A 19,612-nucleotide genomic window follows, 5' to 3' on the forward strand; every position below is an offset into this window, starting at 1 on the left:
GATGGGTGTAGCTCATAGCGATTCCTCCGTCTGAATGTTTGTGTGGTAACTTCATTCTACACGAGGCCGTCGCTATGGGCTTTTTTGTGTTCACTTTGGGGTGTTGCACTTAATTTTATAATTCATCTTCCTAAAAAAACCATCCCGCGAAAGCGAGATGGTTCATGTGCCACAAAACGTCTGATACGGATACGTCCGCTCTGGTCCCGGCGACACATAACGCCCGTAATCGGCTTCGTAGTCATACGGCTGACGCAACACGTCAAGCAAGGCGGTTGTCGGACCGAAGTCACCTCGTTCAGCTGCCATGATCGCTGATTCGACGTGATGGTTGCGCGGGATGACGGCCGGGTTGTGTTGGCGCATGAGTCGCGTCACATCTTCGTCTGGGAGAGCTTGTTCAGCGAGACGTTTACGCCATGCCGAAAGCCAGGCCTTCCCATCATCACGCGACGCGAACGGAAGTGACTCCGTTTCTCCGAGCGTGAGCGCGCGGAACGTGTTCGTGAAATCAACCTCGGTCTCCATCATGAGCCGGAGCAGTTCGTCCGTCAGCGCGTCATCGCCGTCTTTTCGGACGTAGAGACCGATTTTATGGGCGAGTCCGGTGAAGTACGCTTGTTTATAAATCTCCGTATAATCGTTCAACAGCTTGTTGGCGATGTCGACGGCAGCTTCCTGCGTGTCGGCGAGTAACGGCAACAGCGTCTCGGCGAGTCGGGCCAAGTTCCACGACCCGATATACGGCTGGTTCGCGTAGGCGTAACGGCCCTCGCGGTCGATCGAGCTGAAGACGGTGTGCGGATGGTACGAGTCCATGAAGGCGCACGGGCCGTAGTCGAGCCCTTCACCGCTGATGAACGTGTTATCCGTGTTCATGACACCGTGGATGAAGCCGACGAGTTGCCAGTCGGCGATCAGTTTCGCCTGACGTTCGATGACGCGTCCGAGGAACGCCTCGTAGCGGTCAGGACGACCTTCAAGGTCCGAGTCGTGACGATGGATCGCATAGTCGGCGAGGGCGATGACGTCATCGATCGACCCGGCCGCGGCCGCGTATTGGAACGTGCCAACGCGGATATGGCTCGAGGCGACACGGGTCAGGACGGCACCGTGCTTCGGCCCTTGACGCATGACCGGTTCACCTGTCTTGACGACGGCAAGTGCCCGGTTCGTCGGGATGCCGAGCGCGTGCATCGCTTCACTAATCAAATATTCGCGTACCATCGGCCCGATGGCGGCCCGGCCGTCACCACCGCGTGAGTATTCGGTCGGTCCTGAGCCTTTCAACTGCACGTCGACCCGTTTACCGTTCGCTGTGACGTGTTCCCCTAAGAAGAGGGCGCGTCCGTCACCGAGCATCGTGAAGTTGCCGAACTGATGCCCGGCGTACGCTTGCGAGAACGACGTGTCGGTCTGCCGATTACCGGACAGGAGCGCCACGTCTTCTTTCAATGCATCAATATCGAGTCCGAGTGTCTCGGCGAGGGGTTCATTCAATAAGACGAGTTCTGGTTTGTCGACCGGGTTGATCGGCCCACGGTCGTAAAACATGTCACGAAGTTCGACGTATGTCGCTTCAAAGTTCCAACCTGTGTCTTTCATCTGAATTCCTCCTATCTCTGTTCGCTTCGAGTATAGCACAGCCGATTCTCTGCGTAGGCCTTCGTGAATTTTGGTAAGATGGGAGTGAAGTGTTAGAACAGGGGTGGGTTAAAGATGGAGACAAGACAAGACGTATTTGAATGGCTGAACGGACAACTGCGGTTCGGGATCAAGCCTGGATTGAATCGAGTCGAGTGGATGCTCGAGACGTTACAAATTGACGAATTGCCGTCGATTCACGTGGCCGGGACGAACGGGAAGGGATCGACCGTCGCGTTTTTGCGGGCGATGGCGATCGCTGAAGGGTTGAACATCGGGACTTTCATCTCGCCGTACATCATCCAGTTCGAGGAGCGGATCATGTTGAACGGCGAACCGATTCACGAGATTGATCTCGTCCGCATCGCGAACCGTGTCCGTGACCGTGCCGATGAGTCACCGGAGACGTTGACCGAGTTTGAACTGCTGACGGTCATGGCGAAGCTGTACTTCCATGAACAGCAACCGGACCTCGTCATTTGGGAAGTCGGTCTCGGGGGCCGGCTCGATTCGACGAACGTGTTGAAGCGACCGCTCGCGACGGTCGTGACGTCGATCGGGCACGACCATCAAGGTATACTCGGCGATACGCTCGCAGAGATCGCCATGGAGAAGTTCGGCATCATGAAACGAGGTGTCCCGATGTTCCATAGTTTGGACGATGCGCAGTTGATCACGTTGCTCGAACAACAAGGTCGGACGATGGAAGCACCGGTGCATGCGGTCACGCCGCTCATCGAGTCGATCGAAGACGGGGCCGACACAACTGTTACATATGAAGGACTGCCTGCTGCGGCTCTCGGCTTGACGGGTCATCATCAAGCCTACAACGGAGCGTGCGCCGTCGCGGTCGCCCGTCATCTCGGATGGAAGACCGAGGCGATATTGATAGGGCTTGAGACGGCACAACATCCGGGGCGCTATGAGCTCATCTCAAAAGAGCCGCGGATCATTTTAGACGGGGCGCATAACGCGGAAGGGATTGCCGCCTTGGTCGAGCAGTTGAAACTAGAACGGGACGTCACCGTGCTCGCCGCGATCCTTGTCGACAAAGACCGTGAAGCGATGATCGAGTCGTTAGAAACGGTCGCAAGCGTCTATGAGACGACGTTCGACTTCCCGCGGGCACGGACGAAAGACAGTCTAATCGAAGACGGGGCCCGTTACGTCGAGTGGAAAAATTGGTTGGCGGAATGGGTACGTTCGCCGCGCTCGAAAACACTCGTCGTGACGGGATCGCTTTACTTTATTAGTGAAGTGAGAACACATTTGAAAAGAAACATTTACCAATGATCGAAGAAAGCTATGTATGTTTTTCCAAAGAGGTGGGATAATTAGTGGTAAACACTAAAAATTGGGGAGGAACTCACGTTGCGTAAGTTCATGCAATATATCGCAGTTCTCGTCTTACTTATATCTATATTTCCACAGTACGTCAAAGCGAATACGACTGAGGTTCCATTGAACGTCTTGATTCTTAGGGATGCATTTAGTACCTCTAAAGTCGTGACAATTACTGAATACGATACTGCCGTCAAGACGTATCGCGATTCTTTAAATTTAGATTCGACGAAAATCAATGCGAAATTTATGACGATTAAAGAATTTAACGCTTCACGTTTTCCGATGACCGGTGCTTTTGACGCCGTCATGATTGGTAGCAGCCCACTCTCAGCAAAATATCAAACGGGAACGATCGGGAAGAGTGCGAATCACGATACGACAAGCCAACACAACGATTTAACGGCGCTAAAAGTCGACGAGTTGTTCGATTCGGTTGTCCGTATCGGCCTTCCGCTCTATATGCATGAAGATGCAGCAAACGGAGGTGCACAGTTAAAACGCTTAGCTTCGTTTACAAACGTGAATGTTTTTACTGAAAAAACCAATGCAAATATTGACCAAGAAATGGCGGCACAGTTGAAGTCGTTGACGGGTAGCAGACCACGCATGAAGACGGTCGATGTGCGATACAACAATCAAACACTCACGAATAATACGATTAAAGTGCAAGGCGGTGTCCGTGCCCCAATCAACTTTAATTATAACTTGGCTACTTCTCCAACGAGTTCGGCCATCATTGAGCTTTATATCGACTTTGATCATAATGACCGGTTTGCCACACAAGAGAAAGTGCTCGAAAAACAGGCTAAAACTTCAGATACAGTCGACTTCACACTTTCACGCCCGACGTTTAGCGGTCCTAAAAATTGGATGCTCGTCGTAAAAGATACGGTGACCGGACAAGCGGATTATAAGAGAGGTACGTTCATCTATTTAGATCAAAAAGTACAAGCGAATATTTTACAGTTAACAGCTGGGACGAGTACGAACGGACAGATTTCAAAAGATTTGTCAGACATGCTCGTCGATCCAGCCGGCAACTATGAATTTAACTTGACGAACGGGAACACAGATAACTTCGATAAAGGCTCTTATGATACAGCGTTAGCCGCGAACGATTATGACATGCTCATCTTCGGTTTCCAAGATTCATACAACATCTCAGGAAGTATGAGTGAGGCCGCGACAAGAAAAGTAAAACGATTCAGCGAGACAGGGCAAGGAGTCATGTTGACACATGACACTATTTTCCGGACAAATAGCGGCAACAGCGCAACTTCTGAATGGGAACGACAATTTGTTAACAGCGACCCGACTTTAAACATTTCGGGACAAAAAACGTATACAAACATGGGTTATGGTGCACCAGAACAGACAAGTCGAGCTATCAAAGTACAAGATGGTATTTTTACGACATATCCTTATAAATTGGATGATGCGCCAAAGAACATCTCAAATACGCATAATCAATATTTCACGCTTGATTTAAATGATCCCGATGTGACACCTTGGTACAATCTTTATTCGACGAGCGGAAATCGTATATACGGTGACGCCAACAACCATTATTATACGTACACGAAGAATAATTTCACCTATTCAGGCGCAGGACACACGAACAAATTTTCGCAGTCTGATGAGAAGAAAATCTTTATTAATACGATGTATCGAGCTTTTATCGGTGCGAATCATAAACCGTACAACGTGCTTGAGTCGGTGAGTGACCAATCGAACGCCTACACGACGGACGATATTAAAAATAACAAAATCGAAGTGACGGAAGGCCGAGATGTCAGTATTATGTGGCGTCCGAGCGATTATGACTTCCAAGATCAAACACTCACTTCAAAAATCAGCTATAACGGTCAAACGACGACGTTCAATAACTTGAGAAACTATGAAGTGAAAGAATTCGTCATTCCGGCAAAAGATGTAATCGAAGGTGAGCCGATTCAAGTGTCGATTGAGACGACGGATCAACGTAATGCCAAAGTGACGGACTCGTTTACAATCAACGTGAAACGAGCAGAAGATGTGTCTGAGTTGATTGAAGTGACGCGCGCAATTACTCCTTCGACGATTAGTTTGTACGAGACAGGAACGATTAAGTATCAAATTGAGTATCCAGAGCAGTTCGATCGCTTATCGAATCAAAAAGGCGATAAGTTTCTTAGAGTAAACACGGCCACATTCTCAGAGAAACTTCCAAAAGAGTTCGAAATTGTTGCTGTACGTGGCACAGACGGAAAAGAGATCGCATTGAAAGACAAGCAATCGATTAACCTGGAGTTAGAGTTAGATCTGTATTATGAACGGAAAGGAAATAAAAATGTATTCTTATCTGACGAAAGCAGCAGCCGCTTTTTCACGTTCGAAGTGGACGTCCGTGCGGTGCAAGCTACGACTTCTTTGATTCATTTGAAAAAATCTGAAAATGAATTGAAGTCTGAGGTGGAGATATCTAAAAAGCAAGATCATCGCCTAGATAAGCATAATGAGTGGGACAAAGAGACGACGATTTCGTCTAAGTTTCCGGATCTATTCATCAATATCGGGGCACCGTTCGCCTTCAAAGCGAGTATTCCGGACGTGACGTTACAAATTGGAGCCGAACAGATTGTGAGTCCTGTCATTACCGACGCGAAAGGAAACAGTTTCTCAAATCCGAAGTGGAAGACATTGAAATGGGAAATTGTCGGCAATAACGGTATGGCGCAACTAAGTGGGTCGGGGAACAATGCGGTCATTAAAGGCTTGAAAACGGGAGACTCAACAATCCGATTGACGATTGATCCTGGTGAAGGGCGTCAGCTCGTCATCGCCGAGTCTAAGCTTAAAGTCATCAGTCCACCGGAACAGATTCAAATTAAATCAGAGAGCCTATTTGTTGGTCAAACGTTGACGGTGACACCGACTGTTTTCCCGACAACGGCCCAGTATGACTCGATTCGTTATGAAACCGTCTCTGGAGACAGTGTCACGTTTGTCCAAAAAGGGGCTGGGCTAGAAGTGAGCGGACTCAAGCCAGGTGTGACCACGATTAAAGCGAGTGTTGATGCCAGTCCTTTATTTAACAATTTGAATGTGAGGATGCCGGTGACGACATTTACGATTACAGTACTTGCACCAAGTCTGACACAGACACCAGACCAACTGGATTTATGGGTATGGAATAGCCTTGATCCAGACAAACGGGTAAATGACGTGGCAACGATTAACGTCGTATCGACACCGAACGTCGGGAAACAGCTGAAGTTAGTCGGGACAGTCCCGGCAGCTGTCGATGTGACAGCTACAGCAACAGGTTATACTATTCGTGCAAATTACGGATACGGACAAGGTGGAGTACTCACTCCGATTTCGTTACAAACGACATTTGAAGAAGCAACGTTGCGAAACGTTCTATCTAATCCGACAATCGTTCGGGTGAACGAATACCCGAACCAAATCCTTGCCCAAGACATGACGATCAATATCGGAGAAGGTACGGCTCCGAGATCTCCATCGCTTCAATTCTGGCCGACAACGTCTACGTGGCAAGATAGTCGATTGAACGTAGTGTCAGGACAGGAATATGTACAAGTTAGCAGTTCAGGCAAGCAACTAGTACCAGTCAAACCTGGTGTTGCGAAAGTAGAGGTCTATACAACATTGCCAGCCGGCCGCGACTTTATCCCGGTAAAAGATACGTTCTTTGTCCGAGTGATTCAGACGTCTGGTGACAATAAGGATGATCGTTATTAATAACGGAAAGTTGGAAATGCCGTGAAACGAAAATGGTTACTCGTATTACTTTCTTTGCTCATCATCGTTGCTGTATTCGCGATGTACAGATTGAACATGACAAAAGCGAATCTTGATTCGTTAAGCGGTGAAGAATTACAAGATGCGATTTCCTCGAAAAAGCAATTGACTGTCGAGGAAGTGACCTCGTTACAAGAACGAGGTGAATGGGGTGCGGTTGAGCAAGTCCTTCGCTCGAATAAAGTTCAACCGACACCTGAGTTATTCTCTCAAGCAATCCAACAAGGCACGCCAGAAGTCGTCACCGCATATTTACAGACGGATATCGATCCGTTTGCTGAAGTGAATGGTGAAGCGGTGCTAGCTAGACTGTATGGAGAGAACGCTGACCGTGACAAGTGGGAAATCGTTCATCAGGAACTAAAAGATGAACGTTTGCTTCCAATCGCGGCGAACGCTTTAGATATGAAAGCGGTCCAGTCGTTACTTGGAAACGGTGTAGCGATTCCGAGTACAGCTGAGGAGACGATCCTCTTCCAAGCGGTACGACATAATCAGGTTCCATTGATTGAACTATTGATTGAGAACGGAGCGGTTTGGACAAGCGAGCATGAGCAACTGGCCAAAGACTTCCGCTCAGACTTAGTCATCGAATGGATGGGCCAGAACTAAGAAAAACCTCACCTGCAAAAAATGCTGGTGAGGTTTTTCTGTTGAACCGCTCACTTTAACTGAACAGGGTTGCTGACAAAGAATTGGAGTTGATTCGTGACGGGCAGTGTATTTAATTGATTGAAAACCGCATCGTTATAGGTCAGTTGCAACCGCGAATATTCGGGGCGGTGCTCTTGGATGTGGCTGTCAAAATACTGTTCCGCCGACAACTCGTCACTCTCCGAAAAGCGACCGCGGAATACGTTCAACTCAAGCGGACCTTTGCTATAGAGCCCTCCTTTGATCTGTAAATCAGAGCCTACGGCGTACACTTGGGTCTTGTCTAAAGAATCACTATATAAGAAAGCCTGGAGCACAGTTGATTCTGCTTTGAATTCATTGATCCGGTTAAGTAGAATTTTCCCTTTTGACAGCAAAATGAGTGAGTTGAGCCCATCGGCAGTCAACGGTTGAATATTTGCCCGGTCAATGATGGTATCTCCGAGCACATAAACCGTCGATTCAAAAGAAACGGTTCCTTGAATTTTTAAATCGCCTCGTACGATCAACGGTCGCTCGATTGAGAGGTGGGTCAAAGAATCAATGACTACGTCGCCATCGAACAACAAGGGACGATCACTCTTTTTAATCGATTCCGTGATATACATCTGGTTATTTGTCAATTCGCTAGGAAGTGTAATGATCGTCGGTTCAGTCAAACGATCATAGGCGGCTTTGTTTAAGTATGGACTTGGACGTTCGATAATTTCAGATCCATCATCGCTAATCACTTTTTCGATTTCAAATACATCATCTGTTTTCGGGATCGTCGGTGCTTCGAACACTGTCGTATCTATTGAATTCGTATAGGGTAGCTTTGTATCGAGTCGTCGATTTAAAAATTCAATGATGGAATAATCATACTGGAAATCAGAGAACTGACTTGCCGCTGGGCCGAAGTCTGGCAATTCATTCGCAACGTCATTTCCTGTGGTGAAATAGTTAGGTTGATTACAAATCAGACAGTCGGTTGGGTTCGCTAAATCGATGCGTCCATCTAAAAGAAAACGACTTGAAGCTGAGTTTTCAAGTTGTTTTGCCGTACCGTTCAGCTGGTAATCCGCCGTCCGGTTAAACGCCAAAGGCCCATCTGAGAAGATGTTCCCTTTCACGGTCGGCATCCCGTTCACTGTCAGCTGCTCATCCGACCCGAGCACGTAATACAAAAAAGCGGGCAGAGCCGTCAAATAGAGGTCTTGCGTGTATTCGACCGACAGGAGCGGTTGCTCGGGATTTGTTTGCCGGCTCGCGACGACGTTCACTTGCAAAATCTTCGTAAATGGAGCGGTGTCGAGCAGGTTCGCGTTCGCATTTTCTTTTAATTGAATTGAATAGCTGATTTCACTGTCGCTCTCACTTGGAAGCCCGAGGAACGGTTCGTTTGAAACGAGTGCGCCTTGAACCGCGTCATTAAAAGCCGACTCCGACTCCATATGAGCCGGTACATCATTTGCGTCATGAAGAGGGAAACGATTTCGAACATCCGCCGCAATCAGATTGAGCGCACTTTTCGCGTCTTCGTTCAGCTGCGTATCTTCCGTGCGGATGACCGTCAGCTTATTCGTGACCAAGTTCACTTGCATGGCAGCGAGCGATAAGACGGCGAGCGCGGCCATCGTCACGAGGACGAGTACGAGCACATAGCCTTCTTCTCGTTTATGCATAAGTGGTGCCTCCTTTCTTCTCAAAATGGGATCGAGCTTTTAAACGTTTTAATGGAATCGGGATTTGCCTTCAACGATAGGTTCATCTCGATTTCAATCAAGCCGCTCGTTATATAGTCCGGACGCCGTGGATCATAGACCGGTTCAATCAGTTGAATTGAAATATCATCTAACAAGACGTTCGGGTTGCTCGGCACGTATGAATCTGCTGATAAGTTCAAGCTGATCGGTTCGTATCCGGCTTCCCGATAAATCATCCCAGTCGATGAGATGCGAGGTTCGGATAGTTGGTGGAATTGGTAGGTGTCATTTATTTCGGTGACGGCATCAAATTCACTCCGGTTGACTTCGGATAGGATGGACGTGACCAAATAATCGGCTTCACTGCGCAGTTCGCTCGTTTCGTTCGTCAATTGAAAACCGAGCGTACCTGAAATGAAGGCAGTGATGATGACACCGCTTAAAATCGCGGCGACAACGACAGTCACGAGAAGCTCGACGAGCGTAAAACCTTCGGATGCTTTACTGAACGAGTTCACTTTCTGGGACAGCCGTTTCAGGGAACGGCTCGCGTAACGTTGCATTCGAAATCACTCCTTTCAACGTGACAGGTGTTCGGAGTCGATCGGTCGTCACGGAAATCTCGACTTCGATTGTATTTGGCGGCAGCGTTGACAATTGGGAGATGGTAGCGACGTACGTCTCACCATGAATCCGATAATCAGAACAAAAATCACATTCTGAACTCACGCCGTTTCGATTCAACAGTTTATTCAAGTCAAGCGTTTCTTGAACAGCTGAGGCTCGTCGATCTAATGTATGCAGTGCGTTTTGAGCGACTTGGTTGGCGATGGTCGTACTAAGACTATCATTCGTCGTCTTCAGACTTTGGCTGAATATGTTTAATAAGGAGAACGAAACAATCGATAAAATGACGATTGACACGAGTACTTCGACGAGCGTAAAACCTTTTTCGGAACGGGCCAACGCATTGACCTCCTTTTCAAATATAATAAAATACTAGGAAAAAAGCGTATGATTACCTAAATAAATGTTAATTTATGTCCAATGCATATTATACTAAAGTTAGAGTACGAACGGATAGTAAATCGAAAGTCTCAGTTTTTTACATAGGGGGAATTGGAATGAAGCAATATGGGATGCACTTTTTCATCCTGACATGTCTTGTGTTGCTCGTGTCGTTACCGACGATCGGGCTCGTCAACTATCTCGACGCGTCAGCGAAGACAAGCGCTACATATAAAGACACACGTGTCGCCGGGATCGACATATCGGGGATGACGAAAGAAGAGGCGGTCGTCCGACTCGACAATGCCGTCAAAGACTTCACAAACGCACCGTTCACGGTCACGCTCGTCGACGGGACGGCGCTCGAAGTCGGTAAAGACGTCGTGACATTTAACGTGAATGATACGCTTGAAGCCATATCTGAACCAGGGGACTATCCGCTCATCACAACAATCGATGAAGAGCGGATCGCTCCGTATTTAGAGAATCAACCCGTCACGATGACGATGGTGACCCCACCGCTCGTCGCCTCAGCGTCTAAGCTCGATTCGAACGTCGCCCTTGAGATGGTCGCAGAAGAGAACGAGGTCGTCGCGTCGATGACGATTAGTCCGACGCCGGCAATGCGCTCGGTGTTAGAGCGGATGAACGGATTTGAAATGGATGCAGGCGACATGTTCAGCTTGAAGTCGTTCGGGGAAGATTTTGAAGCACTCACGCCGCTCGGTTCGTCTCTCTATAAATTGTTTGCGGCGACTCCGTTCAAAGTGCTCGAGCGCGTCCCGCATGAAGTGCTTCCGAGCGGCATCGAGCTCGGCTACGACGTCAAAATCGACGCCGGCTCGAACTTCGCCGTCCAAAATACGGAACAATCACCTTACGCCATCATCGTCCTAGATGAAGGGAACGTGATGACGGTGCAACTGCTCGGGAAAGCGTTCGTCGGCGCGTACGAATCGCGGGTCGAAGAAGTCGCAAGCGTGCCGTACCAGAACGTGATCCGCTTCTCCCCATCACTCCCGGCCGGAAGTTCTTCGGTGACGCAATCCGGTCAAACTGGAGAGTCAGGGAAGTTGTATCGCATCCGTGTCACTGAGGCAGGCGAGACGCGTGAACTGTTGGGCTTTGACTTCTATGAGCCGGTACCGGAGATCGTGACGAAAAGTTCAGTCCCGCTACCGCCGCCTGAACCGGTTGAACCGATCATTCCGACGTTCCCGGATGAAACACTGGACGACGACCCGTTTAATGACGATATAGAAGATGATGGATTGAATGAATTTGAAGAGCAACCGCCGGTGGACGAGGATGTCCCGGCGTCTAGCGAGGAGGCAGTCGGATGATCGGATATGTAATACTGCTCGCCTTTTGGGTGCTGGCCACGTTGACGCTGTTTGCCTTGTCGATCCCATACGTACGGAAGCGCGAGACGAAACTCGTCGTGTCGGTACTTGTGGCCGTGTTATCGCTCGGTATGTATACGCTGTATGCGGAATCGCTTGAACGGACGTGGTGGGCTTGGCTCCTCATCGTCATTGGTTTAGCGGGCGGCGCAACGTTGAGCGTCTTCATTGAACAGCGAGACGTCGAGCAGGAGGTACCTCAGAGGATGGTGAAGTAAGGTGAGACGAACGAAAAAACGATTGGGCGAGATGTTAATCGAGGCTGGATTGATTATGAACGAGCAACTCGACGAGGCGCTCGCCCAAAAGCGGCGAGGCGAAAAACTCGGCGATGCACTCATGCGGTTGCACTATTTGACCGAGACACAATTGATTCAAGTACTTCATGAACAACTGGACGTACCAATCATCGCATTATATTCGCAAGACATTAACGTGACCGTCACAAAACTCGTGCCAAAAGCGATTGCCCAAAAGCACGACATCATGCCGATTGAATTACAGGGGAACACGCTATTCGTTGCGACGGCGGATCCCCTTGATTTGATTGCGATCGATGACGTCCGGTTACAGACCGGGATGAATATTGAGGTTGGCATTGCGACGCGGGAACAAATTCGGAAGACGATCAGCCGGTATTACGAAATGGACGCCTCGCTCATCGAGATTTTAAAAGATGAGGCGCCGGAATTCGAACGGCAAGAGACGGCATCGCGCGACGATGCCCCGGTCATTCGGCTCGTCAACCAGCTGTTTTTGAGCGCGATCGATCAACGGGCGTCGGATATCCATTTCGATCCGCATGAGAAGCAACTGCACGTCCGCTTCCGCGTCGACGGCGACTTGCGCACGGAAGCAATCTATCCAAAGAAAATTCAAAGCGTCATGCTGACGCGACTTAAAGTGATGAGTAACCTAGACATCACGGAAAGCCGGCTGCCCCAAGATGGACGGATCAAGTATACGCTGCGCGACCGCCCGTATGATTTCCGCGTCTCGACGCTCCCGACGATGTACGGCGAAAAGATCGTCATCCGGGTGCTCGATTCCTCACAAGGGTTGACCGACTTGACGAAACTCGGGTTCGGCGACCATAACGAGATGTTGTATCGCGAGATGTTGAAGCGGCCGAACGGCATTATTTTGATCACAGGGCCGACCGGTTCGGGTAAATCGTCGACACTGTACGCATCGCTCAAAGAACTGAATGACGAGTCGAAGAACATCATCACGGTCGAAGATCCGGTCGAGTATCAACTTGACGGCATCAACCAAGTCCAAGTCAATGCGAAAGTGGGCCTCACGTTCGCATCCGGTCTCCGCTCGATTCTCCGCCAAGACCCGAACATCGTCATGGTCGGGGAGATCCGGGATACCGAGACGGCCGAGATTGCGATCCGGGCCTCGCTCACTGGACATTTAGTCTTATCGACGCTCCATACGAACTCGGCGATCAGCTCGATTACTCGCCTCGTCGATATGGGGGTCGAACCGTTCCTCGTCGCGGCTTCAACGTCCGGCCTCGTCGCCCAGCGCCTTGTCCGCCGCGTCTGTCGCGACTGTGGTCATGAGCAACCGGTCTCGAAACGGGAGCAAGAACTGTTCGACGCCGAACGTGTGGCGATCACGCGCGTCATTCGCGGAAACGGGTGTGCGTCGTGTAACTTTACAGGCTATCGTGGGCGACTCGCCATCCATGAAGTCGTGCCGATTGATGAAGAGTTGCGTCGTTTGATCATGAACCAAGCGACCGAGGCCGAGATGGTCGAGCAAGCGAAACGATCCGGTGCCCGGTTCTTGCTCGCCGACGGTCTCGAGAAAGTCGCGCAAGGTTTGACGACGACCGAGGAAATACTGAGAACAGTCATAACGGAGTGAACCTATGATCCATCAATCAATCGAAGTGATTTTAACGAAAGCGGTCGAACAACGTGCCTCAGACATCCATCTGACCGCGGGTTCGCCACCGATTTTCCGGATTGACGGCAGTCTGATCACGATGGGCGAGGAGAAAGTGCTCCCCGTCCACATCGAAGGATACTTACAGGAAATCATGACCGACGAGATGCGAGGCCGCCTCGAGATCCAACGCGACCTCGACTTCTCGTTCGGCGTGCCCCGCGTGTCGCGCTTCCGCGTCAACGCCTACTATCAACGTGGCACGATCGCCATCGCGTTTCGTTCCATTTCCGGGGAAATCCCGACGTTGAACGAACTCAATTTACCGCCGGTGCTCAAGCGGCTCATCGAGAAACCACACGGGTTGATCCTTGTGACCGGACCGACGGGGTCTGGGAAATCGACGACGCTCGCGGCGATGATCCATGAGATCAACCGGACGCAGCGAAAGCGCATCATCACGCTCGAAGACCCGATCGAATATTTACATACGCACGATCAGAGCATCGTCGACCAGCGGGAAATCGGCTCGGACGTCATGAAGTTCGTGAGCGGCCTGCGGGCGGCGCTCCGCCAGGACCCGGACGTCATCTTGCTCGGGGAGATGCGCGACTTAGAGACGATCTCGACGGCGATGACCGCCGCTGAGACCGGTCATCTCGTCATGGCGACGCTCCACACGTCGAGCGCGATGTCGACCGTCAGCAGGATCATCGACGCTTTCCCGGCCGAACAACAAGACCAAATCCGGACCCAACTCGCCAACGTGTTGCTTGGGGTCGTCAGTCAACGCCTGTTCCCGCGTGTCGACGTGCCAAAAGGTCGGGTCGCGGCGATGGAGATCATGATCGGGAACGCAGCCGTCGCCAACTTGATCCGGAACGAGAAGGAGTTTCAGCTCCCGACCGTCATCCAGACGAACCGGCAGAACGGGATGCAATCGATGGAAATGTCGATCGAACAGCTGATCCGTCAAGGGGTCATCAATCCAAGCGCCGTGCCAAGCGAAGAAATGAGGTGAGACTATGGCCATCTTTCAATACGAAGGAAAACTGCTGAACGGGAAGCGCAAGAAAGGGCGGATCACCGCCGTGTCGCTCCGGGAAGCTAAAGACAAACTTCGGCAAGAGTCGATTCTCGTCACCGACCTGTCCGAACTCGAGTCGACCGGACTGAACACGGAAGTCAACTTATTGCCGGAACGCGTCAAGATCGAACATTTGATCATGTACGTCCGTCAGTTCGCCACGCTCATCCGGGCCGGCGTCCCAATCGTCCGGGCAACGTCGATTTTGCGCGTCCAGACGGAGTCGAAGCTGTTGAAGAAGACGCTCAGCCAAGTCGAGGACGACCTTCGAGAAGGGATCGCCTTCTCGGAAGCGATCAAAAAACATCCGCGTGTGTTCTCGAACTTCTTTAGCTCGATGGCGCTCGCGGGTGAGGCGAGCGGTAACTTAGAAGAAGCGCTCGACCAAATCGGGCTGCAACTTCAGAAGCAGTACGATATTAAACGTAAAGTCATCTCGGCACTCACGTATCCGCTCGTCGTCTCGATTGTCGCGATTGGCGTCGTCGCTTTCCTGATGGTAAACGTCGTGCCGACGTTCGCGAGTATTTTCGGACAGCTCGGTGGTGAGCTCCCGCTCATCACCCGGATCGTCGTCGCCGTCTCGGACTTCGTCGCCGCCTATTGGTGGTTGCTGTTCGGTGGCGCGCTGCTCGGCGTCCTCCTGTTCTCGTGGATGTTAAAGCGCGACAAGGAACGGTTCTTGATCGACGGGTTGTTGCTGAAGATGCCGATTTTCGGACCAATCGTCCTAAAGTCCCAGATCGCGCTCTTGACGCGAAGTTTGGCCGTCTTGTTACAAGCGGCCGTGCCGATCTTGTCAGCGATCGAGATCACGGAGAAGATCGTCTCGAACCGGGTCATCCGTAAAGGGCTCGGGCAGGCGCGCAATATGATGGCGCAAGGGATTCCGCTCCATGAACCGCTCGAACGGAACCCGAACTTTCCGCCGCTCATGACACAAATGATTGCCGTCGGCGAGGAGAGCGGCGATTTAGATTCGATGTTGAACGAAGTCGCCGAGTTTTATGAGACCGAGGTCGAGACGACGACAGACCGGTTGAAGTCGATCATCGAGCCGCTGTTGATCGTCGTGTTAGCCAGTATCGTCGGGGTCATCGTCATCGCCATCGTCGTCCCGATGTTCCAAATTTATGGTGACATCCAAAATCAGTAGAAAATTCTTAGTTTATGCATATAAACTACTTTTCAACTCCATATTTTGAATGTATAGTAAAATTGTACTACTTGTTTTAGTACTACGGTAATGAATCCAGCACAAAATACAGTAAAACACACAAAAGGGGAGAATCAGTCATGTTAGAAAAAATGAATTTGATTTGGCAAGATGCGAAACAATTAAAAGATGAGCGCGGGCTCACACTCGTCGAGTTACTCGTCGTCGTCGTTATTTTAGGAATTATCGCAGCTATCGCCGTTGTCGCGATCGGTGGGATCATCGAGAACTCGCGTAAAGACGCGATGGTCGCTGATGCGAAGCAGATGGTGAGTTCAGCGAAATTGTATACGGCATCAAATCCAGTTAAAAAGGATGCTCCTGTTGAATTGGTATTTGTAGGAAGTAAGAGTGATGGAGCAACTGGAGCTGACGGTTCTACTTACATTTCACAATTGCAAGATCCATTTGGAAAAGACTATACTACGGCCTTAGTGAAAATTACTGAGGATGGTGGGAAATATAAGTACTCAACAACATTAGTGGGTTCTAAATTTAAAATTGAAAATAAGGCAGAAGAAAATTTAAACAAAGAATCTACTAATTTAACTGCAGTTGAATAATTTTTCTCCGGCTGGCGCTGGGCTCTCGCTCAGCCTAGCCGGTTTTCTATTTTTGGCATATACTTACAAGTAAGGAAGTGACCAGTTTTGGTTGACCTCATTGGACTCATTTACAGCATCGTGCTCGGGATGATCATCACCTCGTTCACAAACGTCGTCGGGCTCCGCGTGCCACGCAAGCAGTCGATCGTGACGCCGCGGTCGCATTGTCCGTCGTGCGGACACGTCTTGTCCGCTTGGGAACTCATCCCGGTGTTCGGTTACATATTGTTACGCGGCAAGTGCCGCGGCTGTGGCGGACGGATCGCGCCGACGTACCCGCTGTTCGAACTGCTCGGGGCGGTCGGTTACGGCTATAGCTTTTGGCTGTACGGATTCTCCGGGACGACGTTGCTCGCGTTCGTCTTCTTATCGACGCTACTCGCACTGGCGATGTCTGATTTGTCGACGATGCTCGTGCCGAACGTGATTCTCATGTTTGCGGCACCACTACTGCTCATCCTCGCTTATGCGTCCGGAGCTACGTGGTGGAGCCCGCTCGCCGGGGCGGCGCTCGGATTTTCTGTCCTCGCCACCGTTTTTTTCGTCTCAAAAGGGGGACTTGGGGCCGGCGATGTCAAACTATTTACAGTGATCGGGCTCGTGCTCGGACCACGTGACGTATTGGTCGCCTTATTTTTAGCGAGCTTGATCGGAGCAGTCGTTGGACTGTTGCTCATCGGACTGAAACGGATCGGCCGCAAGCAACCGATCCCGTTCGTCCCGTCCATCGCACTCGGTACGATGCTGACGTTTTGGTTCAGCGAACGTTTTTTTGATTGGTATTTTGATTTGATGTAGGGGGAAACAAGCATGAGCCGGGCTATAGAGAAAGGAACGGTCGCGTACTTCTCGTTCGATGCGCTCAGCATCCACGGGGCCGTGATTAAACAAGGCGTCTTTAAACGAAGCGCTTCCGTCCAATTGGCGAAAGGTGCCTATGCGGAAGGTTTGATTCAAGACGAGAACGCGTTCGGACTCGCCTTTGACGAGTTGTGCCGTAAAATAAAAGTAAGAAAAGGGATGGTGTGCGCCGTCGATATGGCGGAGACGGAAGTGCTGTCCCGCAAAGTCGAGATTCCATCGAACATTCCGAAAGACGAGATCCGTGGCTATTTGTTCATGGAGATCGGCAGCTCGATCATCTTGCCGTTCGACGACGTCGCCTTCGACTACGAAGTGCTCGGCGAGACGGACATGAAGACCGAGGTCATGTTGCACGCCGTCTCGGTCGATTTGACGAAAGCGATCCGCGCCTACATGAAGAAACGCGGCTTCGCCTTGAAAAAAATCGTCCCGCGTCCGATTGCGATCGCGAACGGGGTGTCTCGACTCGAGACGCTCGACCCGCTCAAGTCAACGCTATTGTGGCACGTGACACCGTTCGCGCACCAACTACTCGTCCTCGAGGAAGGGCAGGTCCGCTTCATCCGTGCCATCGAGAATGACTTATCGTATCGTGCCGACACGACAGACGGCATCGTTACATATACGTTCAACGGCTCAAACGAGGCGTTAGCGAATCGGACCGATGAATGGTTGAATGAACTCGCCCGTTTCCTCGATTTCTACCGTTACTCGCTTCGTACGGACGGACGGCCAATCGACGAACTGATCATCTCCGGGACGGTCCCTGAACTCGATGACCTCGTCCGGACGATCGAACTGGAATCGATGGTCCCGATCAAACGCATCGATGACCCGTTGCCATTGTCGCACGCGACGCCGCTAACCCATCAGATGTTGCCGCTTCTCGGGATGGCGACGCTCGACCGCGACCATGACGCCAACTTCATCAATGCGACCGACGTGACGCTGCGTTGGCCGATCGTCGCGAGTCTGGCCGCCTTATTGATCGGCGGCGGACTGACCGGCTATCTTTATTACGAAGTGAACGGGATCGGACAGGACAAAGCACAAGTCAACGAACAGTTACAGCTCGTCCGCATCTACCAGACCGAACAAGTGAACTCGAAAGGTCAGCAAGTCATCTCGCTCGAGCAGACGGTGACCGCGCTGACGACTGAAGAGAAGCAGGCGGTCCCGGCGCTCCGTGCGCTGACCGAACAGCTGCCGCCGACAGGTTACGTCTTGACGTACAACTACGCCGACGGTTCGCTCATGAGCGTCCGGACCCAGTTTGAGACGTTACCTGACTTGAACGCGTTCCAACGAGCGTTGTTGAACGATCCACGGTTCGATAACGTCAAACTGCTCGGCGTGACGACCGAGACGAAAGCAGAAGCGGACCAAGACGCGGAAACGGATACGGGAACACCGGTTCTCAATGCGTCAGATGAGCCGCTCCCACGCTATATCGGAGAGTTTACGTTCACGTTCATCGATGCCGAACCTGAGACGCCTGAAGGCGAGACGGAACAACCCGAGGAAGATGAGGAGGTGGTGAGCGAATGAAACGTTCAACGATTTATTTGATCTTTACAATTTGTTTGTTCGCAGCCATCGCCGTCCCGTCGTACTTCGGCTACCAGTACTTTATCAACCAAGGTGAATTGAAGGCGCTCGAGCGCGAGCTGTCACTCGAACAGACGAAGCTCGAACTGTTGCGCCAAGAAGGCGAAGTCGTCGACGTCGCCGACTCGCAGCGCTTGCAGACACGCGTCCCGACGGAGCCGGCGCTCGATACGGTCGTCGAGACGTTATCGCAAGCGAGCCAGCTGTCTGACGTGCGCGTGACGAGCATCGCTTTCGCGGACGGGCTCATCGCCGAATCGGAAGTGCCGGAACCGATCGCCGAACCGGAACCGAACGATGTGAGCGCGACGGCCGAACCGGCTGAACCGGTCGAAATCACACCGGTCAACGCCTCGTCCGTCCGCTCGACGGTGTCGCTCCAAGCGGAGACGTATGAGGCGCTCGTCCTCTTCCTCGAGTCGGTCGAGTCGATGAACCGGATCCACATTTTGCGGACCGTCCAGTTCACGGGACCTGCCGAAACGGGTCCGAACACGACCGAACCGGCCGCACCGCTCGACTTCACGGTCGAACTCGATGCGTTTTACCGGCCCGACCTCGATCAACTCGTCCCGGACCGCTACGTGCCGACGCAGACGTTCCCACGAAAAGATATCCCGGTGTACGATTACACGACACCGTAAACGAGCGTCCCTTTGAAAAGGAGGGCACTGAAAAACCTCCGCTCTATCCGAGCGTGAACAGAAAAAAGGGCGATTGGACCGACTCAAGTCGGGACAATCGCTCTTTTTCCTTGCCCTTATCCTGTTTTTTCTTTTGAGAGGGTGATG

The 19,612-nt window shown here is 51.2% G+C and carries 16 protein-coding genes; 12 read left to right on the top strand and 4 right to left on the bottom strand.

Annotated elements, in window-relative coordinates; translation table 11 throughout:
- Positions 1–162 precede the first annotated feature (162 nt).
- Complete coding sequence (locus EVJ30_RS14135) at positions 163–1,605, bottom strand: protein adenylyltransferase SelO (RefSeq protein WP_131469507.1); 1,443 nt, start codon at positions 1,603–1,605, stop codon at positions 163–165.
- A gap of 114 nt (positions 1,606–1,719) precedes the next feature.
- On the opposite strand from EVJ30_RS14135, the gene EVJ30_RS14140 reads away from it, so the two are divergent.
- The 3 genes from EVJ30_RS14140 to EVJ30_RS14150 all read left to right on the top strand — a co-directional run bounded on the left by EVJ30_RS14140 (position 1,720) and on the right by EVJ30_RS14150 (position 7,404).
- Positions 1,720–2,937 carry a bifunctional folylpolyglutamate synthase/dihydrofolate synthase gene (locus EVJ30_RS14140; protein WP_131469508.1) on the top strand — a complete coding sequence of 406 codons (1,218 nt, stop codon included), beginning with the start codon at positions 1,720–1,722 and terminating at the stop codon, positions 2,935–2,937.
- 213 nt (positions 2,938–3,150) lie between these two features.
- Positions 3,151–6,732, top strand: coding sequence for a DUF5057 domain-containing protein (locus EVJ30_RS14145; protein ID WP_236636103.1), 3,582 nt, complete (start codon positions 3,151–3,153; stop codon positions 6,730–6,732).
- Between the two features lie 21 nt (positions 6,733–6,753).
- Complete coding sequence (locus EVJ30_RS14150) at positions 6,754–7,404, top strand: ankyrin repeat domain-containing protein (protein ID WP_131469509.1); 651 nt, start codon at positions 6,754–6,756, stop codon at positions 7,402–7,404.
- Between the two features lie 50 nt (positions 7,405–7,454).
- Here the strand turns inward: EVJ30_RS14150 and EVJ30_RS14155 are convergent, their stop codons facing one another.
- From EVJ30_RS14155 to EVJ30_RS14165, 3 genes are read right to left on the bottom strand one after another with little or no spacing between them, the layout of a single operon-like run.
- Positions 7,455–9,110: a hypothetical protein gene (locus tag EVJ30_RS14155; RefSeq protein WP_131469510.1), complete on the bottom strand. Its 1,656-nt coding sequence runs from the start codon at positions 9,108–9,110 to the stop codon at positions 7,455–7,457.
- A gap of 20 nt (positions 9,111–9,130) precedes the next feature.
- On the bottom strand, positions 9,131–9,694 hold the full coding sequence (locus tag EVJ30_RS14160; RefSeq protein ID WP_236635482.1) for a prepilin-type N-terminal cleavage/methylation domain-containing protein: 564 nt from the start codon (positions 9,692–9,694) through the stop codon (positions 9,131–9,133).
- The gene (locus EVJ30_RS14165; protein ID WP_131469511.1) at positions 9,633–10,097 is read right to left on the bottom strand and encodes a type II secretion system protein; all 465 of its coding nucleotides are present in this window, start codon (positions 10,095–10,097) and stop codon (positions 9,633–9,635) included. Before EVJ30_RS14165 ends, EVJ30_RS14160 begins: the two co-directional genes overlap by 62 nt.
- Positions 10,098–10,255: 158 nt before the next feature.
- Here EVJ30_RS14165 and EVJ30_RS14170 point away from each other — a divergent pair, with 158 nt between their 5' ends.
- From EVJ30_RS14170 to EVJ30_RS14210, 9 genes are all read left to right on the top strand, one after another.
- Entirely contained in the window at positions 10,256–11,482 is a 1,227-nt protein-coding gene (locus EVJ30_RS14170) for a G5 domain-containing protein (RefSeq protein ID WP_236636104.1), read from the top strand.
- Complete coding sequence (locus EVJ30_RS14175) at positions 11,479–11,760, top strand: hypothetical protein (RefSeq protein WP_131469512.1); 282 nt, start codon at positions 11,479–11,481, stop codon at positions 11,758–11,760. Before EVJ30_RS14170 ends, EVJ30_RS14175 begins: the two co-directional genes overlap by 4 nt.
- 1 nt (position 11,761) lies before the next feature.
- The gene (locus EVJ30_RS14180; protein ID WP_131469513.1) at positions 11,762–13,420 is read left to right on the top strand and encodes a GspE/PulE family protein; all 1,659 of its coding nucleotides are present in this window, start codon (positions 11,762–11,764) and stop codon (positions 13,418–13,420) included.
- Between the two features lie 4 nt (positions 13,421–13,424).
- On the top strand, positions 13,425–14,462 hold the full coding sequence (locus EVJ30_RS14185) for a type IV pilus twitching motility protein PilT (RefSeq protein ID WP_131469514.1): 1,038 nt from the start codon (positions 13,425–13,427) through the stop codon (positions 14,460–14,462).
- Positions 14,463–14,466: 4 nt separating this feature from the next.
- On the top strand, positions 14,467–15,684 hold the full coding sequence (locus tag EVJ30_RS14190; RefSeq protein ID WP_070327704.1) for a type II secretion system F family protein: 1,218 nt from the start codon (positions 14,467–14,469) through the stop codon (positions 15,682–15,684).
- Positions 15,685–15,824: 140 nt separating this feature from the next.
- Entirely contained in the window at positions 15,825–16,307 is a 483-nt protein-coding gene (locus EVJ30_RS14195) for a prepilin-type N-terminal cleavage/methylation domain-containing protein (protein WP_131469515.1), read from the top strand.
- 87 nt (positions 16,308–16,394) lie between these two features.
- A complete protein-coding gene (locus EVJ30_RS14200) occupies positions 16,395–17,147 on the top strand; it encodes a prepilin peptidase (RefSeq protein WP_131469516.1) in 753 nt (250 codons plus the stop codon).
- A 12-nt stretch (positions 17,148–17,159) separates the two neighbouring features.
- Entirely contained in the window at positions 17,160–18,761 is a 1,602-nt protein-coding gene (gene pilM / locus EVJ30_RS14205; protein ID WP_131469517.1) for a pilus assembly protein PilM, read from the top strand.
- Positions 18,758–19,465 (top strand): hypothetical protein, encoded by a 708-nt coding sequence (locus EVJ30_RS14210; protein WP_131469518.1) that lies wholly within the window; start codon positions 18,758–18,760, stop codon positions 19,463–19,465. The genes pilM and EVJ30_RS14210 overlap by 4 nt, the downstream gene beginning before the upstream one ends.
- Positions 19,466–19,612 lie beyond the last annotated feature (147 nt).

The organism is Exiguobacterium sp. SH5S13 (genome assembly GCF_004337085.1).
Classification (GTDB): domain Bacteria; phylum Bacillota; class Bacilli; order Exiguobacteriales; family Exiguobacteriaceae; genus Exiguobacterium; species Exiguobacterium aurantiacum_A.

What these genes read in the sequence shown, in the direction of transcription:
- EVJ30_RS14170 (WP_236636104.1), top strand. Translation starts at nt 10,256, where the DNA reads ATGAAGCAATATGGGATGCACTTTTTCATCCTGACATGTCTTGTGTTG.
- EVJ30_RS14140 (WP_131469508.1), top strand. Translation starts at nt 1,720, where the DNA reads ATGGAGACAAGACAAGACGTATTTGAATGGCTGAACGGACAACTGCGG.
- EVJ30_RS14210 (WP_131469518.1), top strand. Translation starts at nt 18,758, where the DNA reads ATGAAACGTTCAACGATTTATTTGATCTTTACAATTTGTTTGTTCGCA.
- EVJ30_RS14190 (WP_070327704.1), top strand. Translation starts at nt 14,467, where the DNA reads ATGGCCATCTTTCAATACGAAGGAAAACTGCTGAACGGGAAGCGCAAG.
- EVJ30_RS14135 (WP_131469507.1), bottom strand. Translation starts at nt 1,605, where the DNA reads ATGAAAGACACAGGTTGGAACTTTGAAGCGACATACGTCGAACTTCGT.
- EVJ30_RS14185 (WP_131469514.1), top strand. Translation starts at nt 13,425, where the DNA reads ATGATCCATCAATCAATCGAAGTGATTTTAACGAAAGCGGTCGAACAA.
- EVJ30_RS14175 (WP_131469512.1), top strand. Translation starts at nt 11,479, where the DNA reads ATGATCGGATATGTAATACTGCTCGCCTTTTGGGTGCTGGCCACGTTG.
- EVJ30_RS14160 (WP_236635482.1), bottom strand. Translation starts at nt 9,694, where the DNA reads ATGCAACGTTACGCGAGCCGTTCCCTGAAACGGCTGTCCCAGAAAGTG.
- pilM (WP_131469517.1), top strand. Translation starts at nt 17,160, where the DNA reads ATGAGCCGGGCTATAGAGAAAGGAACGGTCGCGTACTTCTCGTTCGAT.
- EVJ30_RS14195 (WP_131469515.1), top strand. Translation starts at nt 15,825, where the DNA reads ATGTTAGAAAAAATGAATTTGATTTGGCAAGATGCGAAACAATTAAAA.
- EVJ30_RS14155 (WP_131469510.1), bottom strand. Translation starts at nt 9,110, where the DNA reads ATGCATAAACGAGAAGAAGGCTATGTGCTCGTACTCGTCCTCGTGACG.